Origin of the sequence: Streptomyces sp. NPDC002054, from assembly GCF_040296685.1 — a bacterium.
GTDB lineage: Bacteria > Actinomycetota > Actinomycetes > Streptomycetales > Streptomycetaceae > Streptomyces.
In genome coordinates, this window is the sequence record NZ_JBEOXT010000041.1 from 17,979 (window position 1) to 36,873 (window position 18,895).

The window sequence follows — 18,895 nt, forward strand, 5'->3', positions numbered from 1 at the left end:
ACAGAGGCAGTGGTCGTATTTTCACTCAGTCAGCAGTGGTAGCTCCCGAGAACCTTGAGCGTGCACCGGATGTTCTGCACCAGTACCGTCACGAAACCCCTGCGCGGCGGCTATCCACTTGGCGCGTTGTCAGCATCATGGACGACCATAGGGATTGCGGAGATGAAGACAGACGACAGCCGCGGTGAAAGGAGGCGTCCATGGGTTCGGTGCGCAAGGCGAGTGCCTGGCTGGGTCTCGTAGAGGACAGCGACGACGAGCGTTACTACGACGACGAGTACGCGGAGGCACCGCAGGGCCCGCACGCCGGCGACCAGTGGGTCACCGACCCCCGGGTGAAGGTGGCGTCGGAGTCCGCCGTCGAGCACGGCCGGCGGATCGCCACGGTCACCCCGGACGGGTTCCGTGACGCTCGGGGCATCGGCGAGCTGTTCCGCGAGGGCGTTCCGGTCATCGTGAACCTGTCCTCGATGGACCCGGCCGACGCGAAGCGCGTGGTCGACTTCGCGGCCGGCCTGACCTTCGGCTTGCGCGGCTCGATCGAGCGGGTGGCGACCAGGGTCTTCCTGCTGACCCCGGCCGACACCCAGATCGTCAACGGCGAGGCGGGCACCCGCGCCGCCGACGGCTTCTTCAACCAGAGCTGAGCAGGGCACTCACCGGTTCCACCGGTCTACCGGAAGGCGTCGAGCCCGGTGAGCGCCTTGCCCAGCACCAACTGGTGCATCTCGACGGTGCCCTCGTAGGTGAGGACCGATTCGAGGTTGGTCGCGTGCCGCATGACGGGGTATTCGAGGCTGATCCCGTTGGCACCGAGGATCGTGCGCGCGGTGCGGCAGATCTCGATGGCCTCGCGGACGTTGTTGAGCTTGCCGAAGCTGATCTGCTCCGGCCGCAGGCTCCCGGCGTCCATCCGGCGCCCCAGGTGGTGGGCGAGCAGGATCCCCTTGTGCAGTTCCAGCGCCATGTCGGCGAGCTTGGCCTGGGTGAGCTGGAAGCCACCGATGGGCCTCCCGAACTGCTCCCGCGTCCGCGCGTAGTCGAGCGCGGCCTCGAAACTGGCGCGCGCCGCGCCCATGGAACCCCAGACGATCCCGTACCGGGCGTGGCTGAGACAGCCGAGCGGGCCCTTGAGGCCGGTGACCCCCGGCAGGACGGCATCGGCCGGCAGTCGCACCTCGTCCAGGACGAGCTCGCTGGTGACGCTGGCCCGCAGGGACCACTTGTGCTTGATCTCGGGGGCCGAGAAGCCTGCGGTGTCGGTGGGGACGGCGAACCCGCGGATGCCCTCGTCGGTCTGCGCCCAGACCACCGCGACCGAGGCCACCGACCCGTTGGTGATCCACATCTTGCGGCCGGTCAGCACCCAGTCGGTGCCGTCGCGCTTGGCGTGGGTGCGCATGGCGGCGGGGTCGGAGCCGACGTCCGGCTCGGTCAGTCCGAAGCAGCCGATGAGCTCGCCGGCGGCCATGCCGGGCAGCCAGCGCTGCTTCTGCTCCTCGGAGCCGAAGCGGTGGATCGCGTACATGGCGAGCGAGCCCTGTACGGAGACCAGCGAGCGGATCCCGGAGTCCGCGGCCTCCAGCTCCAGGCAGGCCAGCCCGTACTGCACGGCGCTCGCGCCCGCGCAGCCGTACCCCTCCAGGGACATGCCGAGCGCACCGAGCGAACCCAGTTCCCGGGCGAGTTCCCGGATGGGCAGTTCCCCGTTCTCGTACCACTCGGCGATGTGCGGCAGTACCCGGTCGGCGGCCCAGCCGCGCACGGTGTCGCGGATGGCGAGGTCCTCGGGGCCGAGCAGCTCGTCGAGTCCGAGGGGGTCGGTGGGCACGAACACGGGTTGCCTCCGGCGGAGTCGGGAATCCAGCAGCGCGGGCTTCCCCGCGCCGCCGACGCTAACCCCCTGCGATCACCCCGTCCAGCCCGGCATTTCCAGCCGTGCCGCAGGCAACTCCAGCCCCGGGCGGCCGTCAGGCCGGGCGGCCGTCGAGGGCGCGGTCCGGCTTTGCCGGGGACGGGATGAGGCCGGCCGGCACCGGCTGGGCCGGGGCCAGGGCCTGGGTCGCCGGGTCCAGGTCGGCTTCGGTGGCCTCCTGGCACTCCATGGTCTTCGGCAGCTTCAGCGCCATCACCGCTCCCGCCGCCAGCAGCGCCGCGCTCACCAGCAGCGTGACATGCAGCCCGGTCACGAACGAGTTCCGGGCCGCCGCGTACAGCGCCTCGCCCGCCGGACCGCCCAGCCCCGCCGCGATCTGGTACGCCTCGCCCAGCGAGTTCACCGCCCCCGCCGAATCGGCCGCCGAGACCCCCGGCACATCCGCCAGGCCTGGCGCATAGGCGGCGTTCATGACGCTGCCGAGCAGCGCGATGCCCATGCCCGCGCCCAGCTGGTACGAGGTCTCGCCGATGGCCGCCGCGCCGCCCGCCGCCTCCGCCGGGGCCTCGCTGAGCATCGACTCGTACGCCGCGAACAGGGTGGTCTGCAGTCCGAAGCCGAGCAGCACGAACCCCGCGGTCAGCAGCAGCGGCCGGTCGTGCTGTCCCATCAGGGTCAGCAGCAGCACGGCCAGCGCGGTCAGCACGAAGCCCAGCGAGACCATGGCCCGCGGGCCGATGCGGTTCAGGGTGTAGGAGCCGGTGCCGCCCGCCGCCATCGCGGCGAAGGTGAGCGGCAGCAGCCGCAGGCCGGTCTCCAGCGGGGACAGGTTCAGCACCAGTTGCAGGTACTGGACGGCGATCAGTTCCAGGCCGACCAGCGCCAGCATGGCCAGCACGATGCAGCCCACCGAGGTGGTGAAGGCGGCCCGGGAGAACAGCCGCATGTCGATCAGCGGGTGCGCGCGCCGTTTCTGCCGCCGTACGAACAGCACCAGCAGCACCGCCCCCAGCAGCAGCGGCCCGAAGGCCATGGCGTCGAGGAAGCTCTGGTCGGCGCCGGCCCGCTTGACGCCGAGCACCACGGCCAGCACACCGGCCGCCGCCATCAGCGCGCCGACCACGTCCCACGGGCCGTCCGCCGCGCCCCGCGATTCCGGCAGCAGCAGGCGGCCGAGCGGCAGGATCAGGATCATCAGCGGGATGTTGATGAGGAAGACGGAACCCCACCAGAAGTGCTGCACCAGGAAGCCGCCGAGGACGGGTCCGCTGGCCGCGCCGACCGCGGCGACGGCCGTCCAGATGCCGATGGCCAGGGCCCGCTCACGCCGGTCGGGAAAAACCTGGCGCAGGATCGACAGGGTGGCTGGCATGATCATGGCACCGCCGATGCCGAGCAGCGCCCGGGCAGCGATCAGTACCTGCGCGTTGTCGGCCAGCGCCGCGATCGCGGAGGCCATGCCGAACAGCCCGTAGCCGAGCAGCAGGATCCGGCGTCGCCCGACGCGGTCGCCGAGGGTGCCGAAGAGGATCAGCAGCGAGGCGCACACCAGGGGGTACGCGTCGACGATCCACAGCAGCTCGATGGAGCCGGGGCGCAGGTCCTCGGTGACGGAGGGGACGGCGACGTGCAGGATCGTCGCGTCGAGCGCGACGAGGACCAGGCTGACGCACAGCACGGCCAGGACGACCCAGCGATTGGCGCCGCCCCGGGCAGCGCAGAGCCACTGCCACGATTGCCAGGGGGAAGGGGTCCGGTTGCGGCCGGCCGTGTTCGTCCCCGACATGCATGTACCTCCCAGGTGATCCCTCGCACTCGGCGGACCAGCGTTGATGTGCCGCGGGTGAGCGGCTTGACTTGGCGGGGCCCGGCATCGACACGCGAGTGAACCGCCAGCGTACGCGAGTTCGGACATGCAGCACGTGGTCAAGCTCTCACCCCGACGGCCGCCGGGGTGTGGCGTACGCCACTCGCCTCCCCCCGTGTACACGCCCGATCACGGCCCGTGGTTCTGCCCGACCGGGGGTCACGGCCGGGCAGAACCACGGGCCGTGACCAGCCGCGTCCGCGTCCGCGGGCCGCCGCCACCGATAATCATGCCCGTGAAAGATCTTGCCCTGCGCCGCGCCGCCCCCGCACTCCTCGCCTTCGCGGCGGTCCGGCTGCTCGGACTCGCCGTGCTCGCCGGATGGGGGGCGGTGGCGGACAGCAGTCCGCACACCCTGCTCTCGGCCCGCTGGGACTCGCTCTGGTACGCACGGATCGCCGCCGAGGGATACGGGTACGAGATCGCGCTCCCGAACGGGGACGTCCACTCGAACCTGGCCTTCTTCCCGCTGCTGCCCTGGCTGGAGCGGCTGATCGCGGCCGTGACCGGGCTCGGTTACGGGTCGGCCGGACTGGTGGTGTCGGCGCTGGCGGGGCTCGCCGCGGCCTGGGGCATCTTCGCCGTGGCCGATCTGCTGTACGGCCGGCGGGCCGGGGTGTGCGCGGCGGCGGCCTGGGCGGCGCTGCCAGTGGGCATCGTGCAGTCGATGGCCTACAGCGAGGCGCTGTTCACTGCGCTGGCGGCCTGGTCGCTGTACGGGGTGCTGCGCGGGCACTGGATCACGGCGGGCCTGCTCGCGGCGGGCGCCGGGCTGACCCGGCCGGTGGGGGCCGCGGTGGTGGCCGCGCTGTGGGTGGCGGCGGTCCTCGCCCGGCGGCGCGGGGAGGCGTCCTGGCGTACGGCGGTGGGCGCACTGCTGGCTCCGGCGGGCGCGGCGGCGTACGTGCTGTGGGTGGGGGCGCGCACCGGCGAGGGACTGTTCGGCTATCTGCGGGTGCAAGGCGGCTGGGGCAACGGCTTCGACGGCGGGCTCGCCTTCGCCCGGTTCATCGGCGGCCGGCTCGGGTCCTCGGCCTGGCCGGCCGGGGTGGGCCTGATCGCGGGGGTGCTGCTGGTGCTGTGGTTGTACGGGCTGTGCGTACGGCAGCGGCAGCCGGTGGCACTGCTGGTGTACTGCGGGATCGTGGTGGCGCTGGCGCTGTGCGCCTCGGGGTACTTCGGGTCGAAGCCGCGGCTGCTGCTGCCGGCGTTCCCGCTGCTGCTGCCCGTGGCCGTGGCGCTGAGCCGGTGGAGGACCGGCCGGGCGGCGGCGGTGCTGGGCGCGGCGGCCGTGGGGGCGGCGGTGTACGGGGCGTTCTGGCTGAACGGGTCCGGGCCACCATAGCGGAATTCCGAATTCCGGCGGCGAATTGACACATCGCCATAAAGCGCGGGTAAGGATTCGGAGCAATTGCCGAACGTGGTGGGACGACTTCACCGAAGGCAATGCCGGATTACCCGGAATAAAGCTCCGACTGAGACCTACTCCACATCACATGGTCATCACAAACCCCGTGATTCGACCGGGTGGCCCACGCGCGCGCGGTAACGTCGATTGAGTGCGTACCGACCCATCATTCACCCGTCTGGAGCGGCTGTTCGCCCGCCTGGACCGTGAACCCGAACGACCGGCTCATCTGCAGACGCCGCAGATGAGCCGGCACCGTGTGGTGCTCTTCGCTTCGACCCTCGTGTTCTATCTGGCCATCGTGGTGGCCGTCCTGACCACTTCCTGGCTGGTCCGGCTGGACTGGCAGGTCATGTTCTGGCGGCCCTACGAGCAGTGGCCGGAGCTGCACGCCTTCCTCGACTACCTGGTCGTGCTCGGCCAGCGCGGACCCACCGCGGTCATGGTCGCCGCCTGGCTCGGCTGGCGCTCCTGGCGGCAGCACACCCTGCGCCCGCTGCTCACCCTCGGCGTCGCGGTGCTGCTGCTCAACGTCACCGTGGGCGCCGTGAAGCTCGGTCTGGGCCGGCTCGGTCCGCACTACGCCACCCAGATCGGATCCGCCGAACTCTTCGCCGGCGGCGATATATTCCCTTCCGGTCACACCGCCAACGCCGTGGTGACCTGGGGCATCCTCGCCTACCTGGCGTCCACGGTGCGCACCCGGCGGAACCTGTCGGTGCTGTCCGCCGTGGTCGCGCTGAGCGTCGGTGCCACCACGGTCTACCTGGGCACCCACTGGGTCAGCGACGTGCTGCTCGGCTGGGCCGCGGGCCTGCTGATCCTGCTCGCCCTGCCCTGGTTCGAGCCGCTCATCGCCCGTATGGAGGCCCTGGTCTTCGAGCTGCGGACGCTGCTCCGCGGCCGGTCGGCAGGGCAGACCCCGGCTCCGGCGACGGCCCCCGTCCCGGTCGGCGCCCGGACGGCCGCCCACTCCCCCGCGCCCCGGCCCACCGCGCACCTCACGGTCCGGCCGCACATCATCCGGTCCGAGCGCACCCCGCTCACCCCGGCCGGCAGCCGCCGCCCCGCCCACGCCGAGCGGGCCGCCCGCAATTCCGCGGCCCGGCCGGTGGCCGGCGGCTGACGGCCCCCGACAACATCGAGACACCCCGCGCCGGGGCCGGTACGCACACCCCACCCCGGCGCGTCCGGCCCCGCGTCAGCGTCACGCCCATACTTTCAGCCGAATCGGGTCACGCTTAGGTCACGGAATGTCGACAACTCTTTGACCGAGCTGCGGCAGCGGTGACAACGGATTCGAGCGCCCCTCGAATTGTTTTCCAGCGCGCGACACGCCCGACGCAGACACTTTTTTGCATTCCTTCCCGGGTCGCCTGAATTCCCGTCACGGGATTCCCGTCAGGCCTCCTTCGGGCCTCCTTCGAGCCGCCCTTACAGCCGCCTTAGGACCCCGCCTCCGCAACCCACTCCGAACCCTCACTTGTTCTTCACTGGCGCGTCCCCGCCCCGTTGCCCGGAGCTGACTGCGAGCATCGTGCGATGGCAACGGCGACAGAGACGGCCACTCCCCCGGTCCGGCATCGGGGCCGACTGCTGGTCGACTGGCTGACCACCACCGATCACAAGAAGATCGGCCACCTCTACCTGGTCACCTCGTTCGGATTCTTCCTCGCGGCCGGTCTGATGGCCCTGCTGATGCGCGCCGAGCTGGCCCGGCCCGGGCAGCAGCTGATCTCCAACGACCAGTTCAACCAGGCCTTCACCCTGCACGGCACGATCATGCTGCTGCTCTTCGCCACCCCCACCTTCGCCGGCTTCGCCAACGAGATCATGCCGCTCCAGATCGGCTCCCCGGACGTGGCCTTCCCCCGGCTGAACATGCTGTCGTACTGGCTGTTCCTGTTCGGCGGGCTGATCGTGCTGGGGTCGCTCCTCACCCCCACCGGCCCGGCGAGCTTCGGCTGGACCGCCTACGCCCCGCTCAACAGCCTGCAACGGTCCCCCGGCATCGGCGCCGACATGTGGATCATGGGCCTGGCACTGTCCGGCTTCGGCACCATCCTCGGCGCGGTCAACTTCGTCACCACGATCATCGGCATGCGGGCGCCCGGCATGACCATGTTCCGGATGCCGATCTTCACCTGGAACGTGCTCCTCACCTCGGTCCTGGTGCTGTTCGCGTTCCCGGTGCTCGCCGCCTCGCTGCTCGTCCTGGAGGCCGACCGCCGGTTCGGTTCGGTGGTCTTCCAGCCCCAATGGGGCGGAGCCCTGCTGTGGCAGCACCTGTTCTGGTTCTTCGGGCACCCCGAGGTCTACATCATCGCGCTGCCGTTCTTCGGGATCATCACCGAGATCCTGCCGGTCTTCTCGCGCAAGCCGATCTTCGGGTACGTGACCCTGGTCGCCGCGACCATGGCGATCACCGGGCTGTCGGTGGTGGTGTGGGCGCACCACATGTTCGCCACCGGCGCGGTGCTGCTGCCCTTCTTCTCCCTGCTGTCCTTCCTGATCGCGGTGCCGACCGGGGTGAAGTTCTTCAACTGGACCGGCACCATGCTGAAGGGATCACTGTCCTTCGAGACCCCGATGCTGTGGTCCGTCGGCTTCCTGGTCAGCTTCCTGCTCGGCGGGCTCACCGGGGTGATCCTGGCCTCCCCGCCGATGGACTTCCAGGTCACCGACTCGTACTTCGTGGTCGCGCACTTCCACTACACGGTGTTCGGCACGGTGGTCTTCGCGACCTTCGCCGGCTTCTCCTTCTGGTGGCCCAAGTTCACCGGCAAGCTGCTCGACGAACGGCTCGGCAAGATCCATTTCTGGACCCTCTTCATCGGCTTCCACACCACCTTCCTGGTGCAGCACTGGCTGGGCGCCGAGGGCATGCCGCGCCGGTATGCCGACTACCTGGCGGCCGACGGCTTCACCCTGCTCAACACGATCTCCACCATCGGCGCCTTCCTCCTCGGCCTGTCCACGCTGCCGTTCCTCTACAACGTCTGGAAGACCCACCGGTACGGCGTGAAGGTGGAAGTGGACGACCCGTGGGGCTACGGGCGCTCCCTGGAGTGGGCGACAAGCTGCCCGCCGCCCCGCCACAACTTCACCTCGCTGCCCCGGATCCGCTCCGAGTCCCCGGCCTTCGACCTGCACCACCCGCAGTACGCGGAGCAGCAGCTCCTGATCCGGCCTCCGCAGCATCCGCAACATCCGCAGCCTCCGCAGACCGGTGAGCTGCCCGGATCAGCAGATCCCGGGCGTCCCTGATCCGCTCGGCCAGTTCCGGCGGCTCCACCACCTCGAACTCGAAGCCCATCAGCAGCACATGGATGACCAGCACGTCCAGGCTCGCCGCCCCGGTGTGCAGCAGGCAGGTGTGCGCGTCCACCGGCTCCAGCGACCCGGCCGACGGGGAGATCTCCTGCCCCGCCTCCTCGGCCGACACATGCAGCCGGATCACCGCCCGGGCGGCGTACGCCCGCTGCGAGACCCCCTTCGACACATAGGCGGCCAGGTCCTCGGCCGGCGGGGTACGCGGGGTGAAGCGCGGGCCGTGCGGCGGTCTCGGCTCGATCCGGTCGGCCCGGAAGGTCCGCCAGTCGGCCCGGTCCACATCCCAGCCGACCAGATACCAGCGGCGCTCGCTGCACACCAGCCGGTGCGGCTCCACGGTCCGCCGGGTGACCGCGCCCTCGTGGTCCCGGTATCCGAACCGGAGCCGCTCGCTGTCCCGGCAGACGGCGGCCAGCTCGGTGAGGACGGAGGCGTCGACCGTGGAGCGCTGCGGCCCGCGCAGCATGGGCACGGTGAACTCGTTGAGGGTGGACACCCGCCGCCGCAGCCGCCCCGGCAGTACCTGTTCCAGCTTGGCCAGCGCCCGTACGGACGCCTCGCCGATCCCCTCCACCCCGTTGCCGGCTGCGGTGCGCAGCCCCACCGCGACGGCCACCGCCTCGTCGTCGTCGAGCAGCAGCGGGGGCAGCTCGGCGCCCGCGCCCAGCGAGTAGCCGCCGCCGGTGCCCGGGCTGGCGTTGACGGGATAGCCGAGCTCGCGCAGCCGGTCCACATCCCGGCGGACCGTACGCGGGGTCACGCCGAGGCGCTGCGCGAGATCGGCCCCGGTCCATTCGCGGTGGGCCTGCAACAGGGACAGCAGGCGCAGCAGTCGTGCGGAGGTCTCCAGCATGCCCAGAGTCTGCCAGCGCGGTCCGACTGCTCCGCGGCCCGTCCCGCCGGCGCGGGACGGAGGGGCAGGCGGCCCGGCACACTGCGGAACGCGTTCGACACACGCCCGGGTGAGCAGGCCGGCCGTGTCAGCAGCCCGGTGCGGAATTGCCGCTGAGGGCGACCAGCTCGCAGACGGTCCTGGTCGACACCTTCCAGACCCCGTCCTGCAGGATGGCCGTGCCCTTGATGCCGGGCAGCACCGGGGTGCTGCCGACGAGCAGGTCGTACGTCACCCGGGCTTCGGTGGGCGAGGTGAAGGCCACCTCGGTCACCCGGGCGGAGGGCTTGGCGGGGAGGGAGTCGGCGCTGAGCCCGGACAGCAACGGAGCCATCGCGTCGCCGTTCTCCAGCACCTCGGCCCGCTTCGCGGCCGGGGTCTCGGCGGCGAAGAAGGTCTCCCAGTTCTTCTCGATCTCGGCCCGGGCCCGGGCGGGGTCGGCGGGCCCGGCGGCGGTGGCGGCCGGGCTGCTCGCCGCGGTACGCCCGCCACCGTCCCCGCCCCCGCCCCCGTCGGAGGAACAGCCCGCCGCGGCGGGTACGAGGAGGAGCAGCAGCCCGGCCGCCGCCCAGGCTGCCGTACGCGCGGGTCTGCCCAGGTGCATGTGGCTCACCACCGGTGTCGGACCGGGCCGTCCGGCCCGATGCGGCCAGGGTGTGCACCGGTGTCCCCCGGTTTCAAGAATCCACCGCGCGCGTCGCCCCGCGTTGCCCCGGAGGTGCCGCCGCTACGGGCTGAATGGCCTCAGCCGGCGACGGCTCCGGCCGCGGGGGCGGCTGTGGCACCGGATCCGATGGCGGAACGGCCGGGGCCGACGGGGGTAGTGCCAGGTAGGTGCCCACCTCGAGGGAATCCGGGCGGGGGCCGATACCCGGTCGGTTCGCCGCGTACAGCGCCTGCCAGCCGCCGCTGACCCGGTGCTTGCGGGCGACCGACACCAGGGTGTCCCCCGGCCGCACCACGTGCACCCGGCCGGCCAGTCCGTACCGCCTCGAGCATTCCGGCCAGGCCTCCCACCCCTGCGTGCCGAGGAGTTCCTCCGCCACCCGGATCTGCTGCGGCCGGGTCGCCAGGTCGGCCCGCGCAGCGAACTGCAGGCCGCCGTGGTCCTCCCAGGTGGGCTGCAGGAACTGCAGTCCGCCGTAGAAGCCGTTGCCGGTGTTGATGTTCCACCGGCCGCCGGACTCGCAGTCCGCCACGCAGTCCCACGGCCACAGCCGGCCCGGCCCGCAGTCCCCCGGCCCGGTGCCGATCACCCCGGGCGAGCCCACCGCCGCCGATCCGGCCGGACCGGGCGCCGGCGGCGGTGGCGGTGCCGCCCCCGCCGGAGACCCCGCCGGGGAGTACGGCAGGGGCGCCAGGGCGAGCACCAGCGCGGCGAGGGTCGCCTGCACGGCCCGCCGGATCCGGAGGTGGGGCATCGGGTCACGCTACGCAGCGCGCCGCGGGCCGTCGGCCCGCCGCGCGGCCCACCGCCGGCTCCGACCGTACTCCACCCGTCCGGGCGCCCACCGAAACGGGCAGGTAAGGCCATCAACCCGCCACAAGCAGCCAGGAGTTGACCTTAACGAAAACACGCCATGGCGCATTCATCCCTTCGGGGGCCCGGTTCGATTCCGTTCCCTCATCCGGCGTTACCCCGGCCACCGATCCCCCGTTGAGCCCGGCGGGCCGGGAACCACCCGGCCGCGCACGCCTATCCGAGGAGTCACTCCGTGCCGCGCATGCTCGACGTCAGTGATGACGTACGCGCCGAGATCGGCGACGAAGAAGCCGACCTGCTGCTCGCCGGCGACAACGCGCCGGGCAGTTACGACTGCACCTCCTGCCGCACCCCGGGCAACTCCGAGCGCGAACGCACCAGCACCGTGCTGTTCGTGGGCGAGGAGACCGCCGTCCTCGCCTTCGCCCACGCGACCTGCATCCCCTCCCAGGTCGTGACCGTGTCCGAGGAGCAGCTCCAGGGAGCGGTCGCCTCCATCACCGGTGACTCGCCCGGCACGTCCGCCGCCGCCAACGGCACCCCGCCGGCGGTGCCGGGCGGCCAGGCCGTCCTCGGCATCACCAGCGGGCTGGTGCTGATCGGCGGTGAGCTGCACCCCGCCCTGGTGGTGGAGCCGACCGCCCCCATCGCCCGTCCCGGCACCACCGGCCCCGGAGACGACTTCCTGCCGCTGCTGATCGAGCAGGGCTTCATCCCGGTCACCAACACCGCCGACCTGCCCTCCCCGCTGGCGGGCTGGTCGGTCCTGCTGGCGGCCGGCCAGCTGCACGCCGTACTGCAGCCGGGTAGCCCGGGCAGCGGCCAGGTCGCCTGGTGGCAGGCCCACCAGGCGCTGTCCGTCACCGACGGCTGGCGGGCCGCCGTCAACCGCACCCAGCGCGTCCTGATCTACGCTGCCCCGGTCGGCTCCATCGGCCAGCAGCCCCGCGAAGACCTGCTCCGCGACGCGCTGGACAAGGCCGCAGCCGCCGGGAAGCTGGTGTCCGCCTCCATGCCCCTCGCCGGCACCTGACGGTTCGGGGCACGGCGTGCGCCGGGGGTGTGTGGTTTCGTCCACACACCCCCGGCGATCTGTGTTTTTGGGCGTTTTCTTGGCCTGTTTCTGCCGCCCGCCCGCATCCGCAGCGCCTCGGGTTCGTTGGCAGATACGTGCATTCATACGACCCCCACATCCCCCCGATGCGGACGCACAGCGCCTCGCAGACCCCGATCTACGACGCGCTGTATTCGGAGTACCTGCTGGCCTTCCGGACCCTGCCGTACGACCGGACGGGCGAGGAGGACATCGGGTTCACGGCGTTCGGGTACGGCTCCTCCGCCGGCCAGCAGAGCCCGTACGGCAGCGGCCACAGCGGAGTCGGCGGCTGGAACGGTTCCGCATGGCAGACCGAGCCCTGGCCCGCCTCCTACACCCCCCAGCCGACCTACGCCGGCACAGCCGGCACCACCGGATACGGCAACGGGCGGCAGCACCAGACCGGGATGCACCACATCCCGGCGGCCCTGCCGCCCGCTCCGCGCCGGGGCTACTGAACCCCCGCGCAGCTACTTCTTCTTGGCGCCGCGCTTCTCGCGCACCCGCACCGACATATGGATCGGGGTGCCTTCAAAACCGAACTCCTCGCGCAGGCGGCGCTCCACGAAGCGGCGGTAGCCGTGCTCCAGGAAGCCGGAGGCGAACAGCACGAACCGCGGCGGCTTGGTGCCCGCCTGGGTGCCGAACAGGATGCGCGGCTGCTTGCCGCCGCGGATCGGGTGCGGGTGGGCGGCGACGATCTCACCGAGGAAGGCGTTCAGCCGGCCGGTCGGGACGCGGGTCTCCCACCCCGCCAGCGCCGTCTCGATGGCCGGGACCAGCTTCTCCATGTGGCGGCCGGTGAGCGCCGAGACGTTCACCCGGGGCGCCCAGGCCACCTGCTGCATCTCGGTCTCGATCTCGCGCTCGAGGTAGTAGCGGCGCTCCTCGTCGAGCTCGTCCCACTTGTTGTAGGCGATCACGATCGCGCGGCCGGCCTCGACCGCCATGGTGATGATGCGCTGGTCCTGGACACTGATGCTCTCGGTGGTGTCGATCAGGATGACCGCGACCTCCGCCTTCTCCACGGCGGCGGCCGTGCGCAGCGAGGCGTAGTAGTCGGCGCCCTGCTGGAGGTGGACCTTCTTGCGGATGCCCGCGGTGTCCACGAACTTCCAGGTGACCCCGCCCAGCTCGATCAGCTCGTCGACCGGGTCGCGGGTGGTGCCGGCCAGCTCGTTGACGACGACCCGCTCCTCCTTCGCGACCTTGTTGAGCAGCGAGGACTTGCCGACGTTCGGACGGCCGATGAGGGCGATCCGGCGCGGGCCGCCGAGCGCGGTCCCGCCGAAGGTCTGCGCGGGGGCCTCGGGCAGCGAGGTGAGGACCTGGTCCAGCAGGTCGCCGGTGCCGCGGCCGTGCAGCGCCGAGACCGGGAAGGGCTCGCCGAGGCCCAGAGACCACAGCATGGAGGCGTCGGACTCGCCGGACTGGCCGTCGACCTTGTTGGCGCACAGCACGACCGGCTTGCCGGCCCGGCGCAGCAGCCGGACGACGGCCTCGTCGGTGTCGGTGGCGCCGACCTTGGCGTCCACCACGAAGACCACGGCGTCGGCGGCCTCGATGGCGAACTCGGCCTGGGCGGCGACGGAGGCGTCGATCCCGAGGACGTCCTGCTCCCAGCCGCCGGTGTCGACCACCTTGAAGCGGCGGCCGGCCCATTCGGCCTCGTAGGTCACGCGGTCCCGGGTGACGCCGGGCTTGTCCTCGACGACCGCCTCACGACGGCCGATGATCCGGTTCACCAGGGTCGACTTGCCGACGTTCGGCCGGCCGACGACGGCGAGGACGGGGAGCGGGCCGTGGCCCGCCTCCTCGATGGCGCCCTCGACGTCCTCGATGTCGAAGCCCTCTTCCGCCGCGAGCTCCATGAACTCCGCGTACTCGGCGTCGCCAAGCGCTCCGTGGTCGTGCTGGTCGTTCATGAAGTCCGTTCCTCGTCGTTCGTGGTGATCGGTGGCACCCGCGCGGCTGCGCCGGTCCACTACTGGTTCAAGTCTGGCCTAGCGCCCGGTGAGGCGCCTGGCGTCCGCCAGGTGGGCGGTCAGACGGTCCTGGATCCGTACGGTGGCCTCGTCCAGGGCGGTGCGGGTCCGTCGCCCGCTGCCGTCCCCGGCCTGGAAGGCATCGCCGAAGACGATGTCCATACGGCTCTTGAGCGGCGGCAGCGCCCTGACCAGCCGGCCGGGGCGTTCGCTGCTGCCCAGTACGGCGACCGGGACGATGGCGGCCCCGGAGCGTACGGCGAAGTAGGCGAGGCCGGCCCGCAGCGAGGCGAAGTCGCCCTCGCCCCGGGTGCCCTCGGGAAATATCCCGAGGACCCCGCCGTCCGCCAGCACGCCGAGGGCGCGGGTGACGGCGGTCCGGTCGGTGCCGGTCCGGTCGACCTTGACCTGCCCGATCCCTTCGAGGAAGGGGCCGAGCGGTCCCACGAACGCTTCCTTTTTGATCAGGAAGTGCACGGGCCGGGGCGCGGTCCCCATGAGCATGGGGCCGTCGATGTTGTGGGAGTGGTTCACCGCAAGTATGACCGGCCCGGCGGCCGGCACCTTCCAGGCGCCGAGCACGCGGGGCTTCCACAGCCCGTACATGAGCCCGATGCCGATCCGCCGCCCGATCGCCGCACCCTTGAGGGAGGGCGTTTCGGTCATCCGGCCGCCGCCTGCTTCTCCGCCCGCTTCTCCTCGACGAGGGTCACCACGCACTCGATGACCTGGTCCAGGGTGAGCTCGGTGGTGTCGACCTCGACGGCGTCCCCGGCCTTGGCCAGCGGGGAGGTCTTCCGGCCGGAGTCGGCGGCGTCCCGCTTGACGAGGGCTTCCCGAGTGGCCGCCAGGTCGGCGGCCTCCTTGCCCTTGAGCTCGCCGCTGCGGCGGGCCGCGCGGGCCTCCGGGGAGGCGGTCAGGAAGATCTTCAGGTCGGCGTCGGGCAGCACGGTGGTGCCGATGTCCCGGCCCTCGACCACGATCCCGCCGTCCGTCCCGGCGGCGATGGTGCGCTGGAGCTCGGTGATGAGGGTGCGGACTTCGGGTACGGCACTCACGGCGCTCACCTTGGAGGTGACCTCCTGGGTGCGGATGGGGCCGGAGGCGTCGAGGCCGTCCACGGTGATGGTGGGCGCGGCCGGGTCGGTGCCGGACACGATGGTCGGCTTGCCCGCGGCGACCGCCACGGCGTGCGGGTCGTCGACGTCCACCCCGTTGCCGATCATCCACCAGGTGATCGCCCGGTACTGGGCCCCGGTGTCCAGGTAGCGCAGCCCGAGCTTGGCGGCCACGGCCTTGGAGGTGCTGGACTTGCCCGTGCCGGACGGACCGTCGATGGCGACGATCACAGCAGACGGAGCGGCGGTTTCCACGGGGCGGGCACCTTCCTGATTGCGCGTACGTTGTCCGGGCGCGCCAAAGCGCCCCTCTCCAAGGTTACCGGGCGGCAGCGGTGGTCGGCCCCGCCTCCGCGACCGCCCCGCTGCGGCGGCTCCTGCGGCCCTACTGCTGCCGCAGCGCCCAGCCCCGTTCGCGCAGCTCGGCGGTGAGCACGGGCACCGCCCGGGGCTCGACCATCAGCTGCACCAGGCCGGCCTGCTGGCCGGTGGCGTGCTCGATCCGGACGTCCTCGACATTGACCCCGGCCCGGCCGGCGTCCGCGAAGATCCGGGCCAGCTCGCCCGGCTTGTCGCTGATGAACACGGCCACCGTCTCGTACACGGCGGGCGCGGCACCGTGCTTGCCGGGGACCCGGTCGCGGCCGGCGTTGCCGCGGCGCAGCACGTCCTCGATGCCGGCCGCGCCGTCCTGCCGCTTGGCCTCGTCCGCCGACTGCAGGCCGCGCAGCGCCTGCACGGTCTCCTCCAGGTCGGCGGCGATGCCGGACAGCACGTCGGCGACCGGGCCCGGGTTGGCGGAGAGGATCTCCACCCACATCCGGGGGTCGGAGGCGGCGATCCGGGTGACGTCCCTGATGCCCTGCCCGCAGAGCCGGACGGCGGTTTCGTCGGCCTCCTCCAGCCGGGCCGCGACCATGGAGGACACCAGCTGCGGGGTGTGCGAGACCAGCGCGACGGCCTTGTCGTGCGCGTCGGCGTCCATCACCACCGGGACCGCCCGGCACAGCGCGACCAGTTCCAGGGCGAGGTTGAGCACCTCGTGGCCGGTGTCGCGGGTGGGGGTGAGCACCCAGGGCCGGCCCTCGAAGAGGTCGGCCGTCGCGGCCAGCGGGCCGGACTGCTCCTTGCCGGCCATCGGATGTGTACCGATGTAGGCGGAGACGTCCACGCCCTGCGCTTCGAGCTCCCGCCGCGGTCCGCCCTTGACGCTGGCCACGTCCACGTAGGCGCGGGCCAGGCCGCGGCCGATGGCCTCGGCCAGGGTGGCGGCCACATGGGCCGGGGGCACGGCGATGACGGCGAGGTCGACCGGGCCGGCGGGCGGTGCGTCGGTGCCGGCGCCGAGTGCGGCGGCGGTGCGGGCCTGGGACGGGTCGTGGTCCTCCAGGTGGACGGTGATCCCCCGGCCGGCCAGGGCGAGCGCCGCGGAGGTACCGATCAGGCCGGTTCCGATGACGACGGCGGTTCTCACTCGGGGCGCTCCTCGGTGGTGGTGGCACACGCCGGGCGGCGGTGCTCTGGATGCCACTCAGGGTAGTCATCCCGTACGACCGGAAGGACCCGGCGCCCGCCCTTCGGGACGGAGGCCGGGTCCTCGGTTCCCGGTGACGTCATCGGCACCGGTGACTGGGGGGTGTCCGGGGGCTCAGAGCTTCTGCTGCCGGATGATGTCCTCGAGCGAACCGCTGGGCACCTGGCCGTCGGGGGTCAGCTTGTCCACGGCCTGCGGCAGGGTCTGGGCGATCTGGTCGGCGGCCTGGTCGGGGCTGACGCCGGCCTCTTCGGCGACCTTCTGCAGGGTGTCGCCGGGCAGCGCCTCCTTGATCTGCGCGCCGCTGACCGGCTGGTTCTCGCCGGTGCCGACCCAGGACTGGGCCTGGTCGACGAGGCCGGACCTGTTCAGCATGTCCAGCAGTCCGCCGAGCGGGTTCCCGTTCCCGGCCGCCGCCTGCGCACCGGCGGCGCCGCCGGCTCCTCCGCCTGCGCCGCCCATCAGCTGGCCGAGCAGCGCACCGAGGATGTTGCCCCCGCCGCCTCCGCCGCTCTGGCCGCCGCCGAGGAGGCCTCCGAGAAGGGAGCCGAGGTCATTTCCCGCCATGGTCATGCCTTTCGAAGAGGGGCCGGGCGGCACCGGGGCCTGCCCGGCTCGAGACACGGACAATTTCCCCCAAACCGCCTCATGTCGCTACTTGGCGGAGATCGCCGGGGCAGGGTGCGCTACAACAAGCGGCATGATCTTCCATGTCGTTTCCCTCGCCGACTGGTCCGCGGAACCGGACCTGCCCTACGCTCCGCCCTCCCTCGACTCCGAGGGATTCGTGCACTGTTCGGCGGACCGCCCGACCGTCCTCGCGATCGCGGACGCCCACTACCGCGACACGCCGGGCACCCTGCTCGCCGTGGAGCTCGACGAGCGGGCCCTGACCTCGGAGGTCAGCCGGGAGGGTGAATCCGGCGCCCGCTACCCGCACCTGCACGGCCCGGTCGACCGGGCGGCCGTGGCCCGGATCTGGGAGGTCGTCCGTACGCCGGGCAGCCCGGCGGTGCTGGCCCCCTGGAACCCGGGCGACTGAGCCGGCGGCCGGCCGCCCCGGCGCGCCGGAGTCCCCCGCGGCCCGCCCCAGGCCAGGATGCTCCTCGCCACTTCCGGACACGCCACCTCCGGACACGCCACTTCGGACACGACCGAGGAGATCCCGATGAGCGACCCCACGCGCACGGCCCGCCGCACGGTTCTCGCGGCGGGCGCCGCCGCCCTGGCGGGCGGTGCGCTCACCGCCTGCGGCGAGGCGAAGCAGCCCGCACTCGGCACCGAGCCCGCGGCGCCCCCGTCCGGCGGGATGCCGCTGACCACGACGGCGGATGTCCCGGTGGGCGGCGGCACCATCTTCAAGGAGGAGAAGGTGGTCGTCACCCAGCCCGAGGCGGGCACCTTCAAGGCCTTCTCGGCGATCTGCACGCACCAGGGCTGCACGGTCGCCAAGGTCGCGAACGGCACCATCGACTGCCCCTGCCACGGCAGCAAGTTCAAGGTGACGGACGGCGCCGTGGCGCACGGCCCGGCCACCCGGCCGCTGCCGGCGCGCAAGATCACGGTCTCGGGCGACAAAATCACGCTCGCGTAGCCCGCGCCCCTCGGCCTACGCTCCCCCGATGAACGATCAGACGCTCATAACGGACCACACGGTCTACGCATGCGTGATGGGTTCGCGGGCGTTCGGACTGGCGACGGAGGCGAGCGACACCGACCGGCGCGGTGTCTACCTCGCCCCGACGCCGCTGTTCTGGAGCTTCGAGAAGCCCCCCACCCATGTCGAGGGCCCCCTGCCGGAACAGTTCTCCTGGGAGCTGGAACGCTTCCTCGAGCTGGCCCTGAAGGCCAACCCGAACATCCTGGAGTGCCTGCACTCCCCGCTGGTGGACCGGCTGACCCCGGTGGGCGAGGAACTCCTCTCCCTCCGCGAGGCGTTCCTCTCCCGCCGCGCCCACATCTCCTTCACCCGCTACGCCCTCGCTCAGCGCGGCAAGCTGGAAGCCGACGTCCGCATCCACGGCGCCCCGCGCTGGAAGCACGCGATGCACCTGCTCCGCCTGCTGATCTCCTGCCGCGACCTGCTCCGCACCGGCCGTCTGACGATCGACGCGGGCCCGCACCGCGAGGCCCTGCTGGCCGTCCGGCGCGGCGAACGCAGCTGGCAGGAGGTCGACGCCTGGATGACCCGCCTGACCACCGAAACCGAAGCGGCCCTCACCCTCACCCCCCTCCCCGAAACCCCGGACCACGCCCGCGTGGCGGACTTCCTCCTCCGCACCCGCCGCAGCTCGGCGCTCTGA

The 18,895-nt window shown here is 72.0% G+C and carries 18 protein-coding genes and 1 pseudogene; 9 read left to right on the plus strand and 10 right to left on the minus strand.

Annotation, left to right across the window (positions count from 1 at the left end; translation table 11 throughout):
- The first annotated feature begins 200 nt into the window (after positions 1-200).
- Complete coding sequence (locus ABT123_RS30870; protein ID WP_351320657.1) at positions 201-647, plus strand: cell division protein SepF; 447 nt, start codon at positions 201-203, stop codon at positions 645-647.
- 26 nt (positions 648-673) lie between these two features.
- Here the strand turns inward: ABT123_RS30870 and ABT123_RS30875 are convergent, their stop codons facing one another.
- Complete coding sequence (locus ABT123_RS30875) at positions 674-1,867, minus strand: acyl-CoA dehydrogenase family protein (protein WP_502971105.1); 1,194 nt, start codon at positions 1,865-1,867, stop codon at positions 674-676.
- Positions 1,868-1,970: 103 nt separating this feature from the next.
- Positions 1,971-3,662 carry an MFS transporter gene (locus tag ABT123_RS30880; RefSeq protein ID WP_351320661.1) on the minus strand — a complete coding sequence of 564 codons (1,692 nt, stop codon included), beginning with the start codon at positions 3,660-3,662 and terminating at the stop codon, positions 1,971-1,973.
- Between the two features lie 310 nt (positions 3,663-3,972).
- Here ABT123_RS30880 and ABT123_RS30885 point away from each other — a divergent pair, with 310 nt between their 5' ends.
- The 3 genes and pseudogenes from ABT123_RS30885 to ctaD form a co-directional block, all read left to right on the plus strand.
- Complete coding sequence (locus ABT123_RS30885; protein ID WP_351320663.1) at positions 3,973-5,088, plus strand: glycosyltransferase family 39 protein; 1,116 nt, start codon at positions 3,973-3,975, stop codon at positions 5,086-5,088.
- 214 nt (positions 5,089-5,302) lie between these two features.
- On the plus strand, positions 5,303-6,277 hold the full coding sequence (locus ABT123_RS30890) for a phosphatase PAP2 family protein (protein WP_351320665.1): 975 nt from the start codon (positions 5,303-5,305) through the stop codon (positions 6,275-6,277).
- A gap of 416 nt (positions 6,278-6,693) precedes the next feature.
- A pseudogene (gene ctaD, locus ABT123_RS30895) lies at positions 6,694-8,256 on the plus strand (aa3-type cytochrome oxidase subunit I); the annotation flags it as partial.
- Here the strand turns inward: ctaD and ABT123_RS30900 are convergent.
- The 3 genes from ABT123_RS30900 to ABT123_RS30910 all read right to left on the minus strand — a co-directional run bounded on the left by ABT123_RS30900 (position 8,255) and on the right by ABT123_RS30910 (position 10,797).
- A complete protein-coding gene (locus ABT123_RS30900) occupies positions 8,255-9,337 on the minus strand; it encodes a helix-turn-helix transcriptional regulator (protein ID WP_351320667.1) in 1,083 nt (360 codons plus the stop codon). The pseudogene ctaD and the gene ABT123_RS30900 overlap by 2 nt on opposite strands.
- Positions 9,338-9,464: 127 nt before the next feature.
- Positions 9,465-9,980, minus strand: a complete 516-nt coding sequence (locus ABT123_RS30905) for an MTB12 C-terminal domain-containing protein (protein ID WP_351320669.1) — start codon at positions 9,978-9,980, stop codon at positions 9,465-9,467.
- Between the two features lie 73 nt (positions 9,981-10,053).
- The gene (locus ABT123_RS30910) at positions 10,054-10,797 is read right to left on the minus strand and encodes a LysM peptidoglycan-binding domain-containing protein (RefSeq protein ID WP_351320671.1); all 744 of its coding nucleotides are present in this window, start codon (positions 10,795-10,797) and stop codon (positions 10,054-10,056) included.
- Between the two features lie 294 nt (positions 10,798-11,091).
- On the opposite strand from ABT123_RS30910, the gene ABT123_RS30915 reads away from it, so the two are divergent.
- A complete protein-coding gene (locus ABT123_RS30915; protein WP_502971101.1) occupies positions 11,092-11,892 on the plus strand; it encodes a DUF8842 C-terminal domain-containing protein in 801 nt (266 codons plus the stop codon).
- A gap of 167 nt (positions 11,893-12,059) precedes the next feature.
- Positions 12,060-12,413 (plus strand): hypothetical protein, encoded by a 354-nt coding sequence (locus ABT123_RS30920; protein WP_351320673.1) that lies wholly within the window; start codon positions 12,060-12,062, stop codon positions 12,411-12,413.
- A gap of 12 nt (positions 12,414-12,425) precedes the next feature.
- Here ABT123_RS30920 and der read toward each other — a convergent pair whose 3' ends face one another.
- The 5 genes from der to ABT123_RS30945 form a co-directional block, all read right to left on the minus strand.
- Positions 12,426-13,880 carry a ribosome biogenesis GTPase Der gene (der, locus tag ABT123_RS30925; RefSeq protein WP_351320675.1) on the minus strand — a complete coding sequence of 485 codons (1,455 nt, stop codon included), beginning with the start codon at positions 13,878-13,880 and terminating at the stop codon, positions 12,426-12,428.
- Between the two features lie 78 nt (positions 13,881-13,958).
- Entirely contained in the window at positions 13,959-14,606 is a 648-nt protein-coding gene (locus tag ABT123_RS30930) for a lysophospholipid acyltransferase family protein (RefSeq protein ID WP_351320677.1), read from the minus strand.
- Positions 14,603-15,313, minus strand: coding sequence for a (d)CMP kinase (gene cmk, locus ABT123_RS30935; protein ID WP_351320679.1), 711 nt, complete (start codon positions 15,311-15,313; stop codon positions 14,603-14,605). The genes ABT123_RS30930 and cmk overlap by 4 nt, the downstream gene beginning before the upstream one ends.
- Before the next feature lie 130 nt (positions 15,314-15,443).
- Entirely contained in the window at positions 15,444-16,532 is a 1,089-nt protein-coding gene (locus ABT123_RS30940; protein ID WP_351320681.1) for a prephenate dehydrogenase, read from the minus strand.
- A 174-nt stretch (positions 16,533-16,706) separates the two neighbouring features.
- Positions 16,707-17,216, minus strand: a complete 510-nt coding sequence (locus tag ABT123_RS30945) for a YidB family protein (RefSeq protein ID WP_502971102.1) — start codon at positions 17,214-17,216, stop codon at positions 16,707-16,709.
- A 76-nt stretch (positions 17,217-17,292) separates the two neighbouring features.
- On the opposite strand from ABT123_RS30945, the gene ABT123_RS30950 reads away from it, so the two are divergent.
- From ABT123_RS30950 to ABT123_RS30960, 3 genes are all read left to right on the plus strand, one after another.
- Entirely contained in the window at positions 17,293-17,634 is a 342-nt protein-coding gene (locus ABT123_RS30950; RefSeq protein WP_351320685.1) for a DUF952 domain-containing protein, read from the plus strand.
- Positions 17,635-17,760: 126 nt separating this feature from the next.
- Positions 17,761-18,186, plus strand: coding sequence for a Rieske (2Fe-2S) protein (locus ABT123_RS30955; RefSeq protein WP_351320687.1), 426 nt, complete (start codon positions 17,761-17,763; stop codon positions 18,184-18,186).
- A 28-nt stretch (positions 18,187-18,214) separates the two neighbouring features.
- The gene (locus ABT123_RS30960) at positions 18,215-18,895 is read left to right on the plus strand and encodes a nucleotidyltransferase domain-containing protein (RefSeq protein WP_351320689.1); all 681 of its coding nucleotides are present in this window, start codon (positions 18,215-18,217) and stop codon (positions 18,893-18,895) included.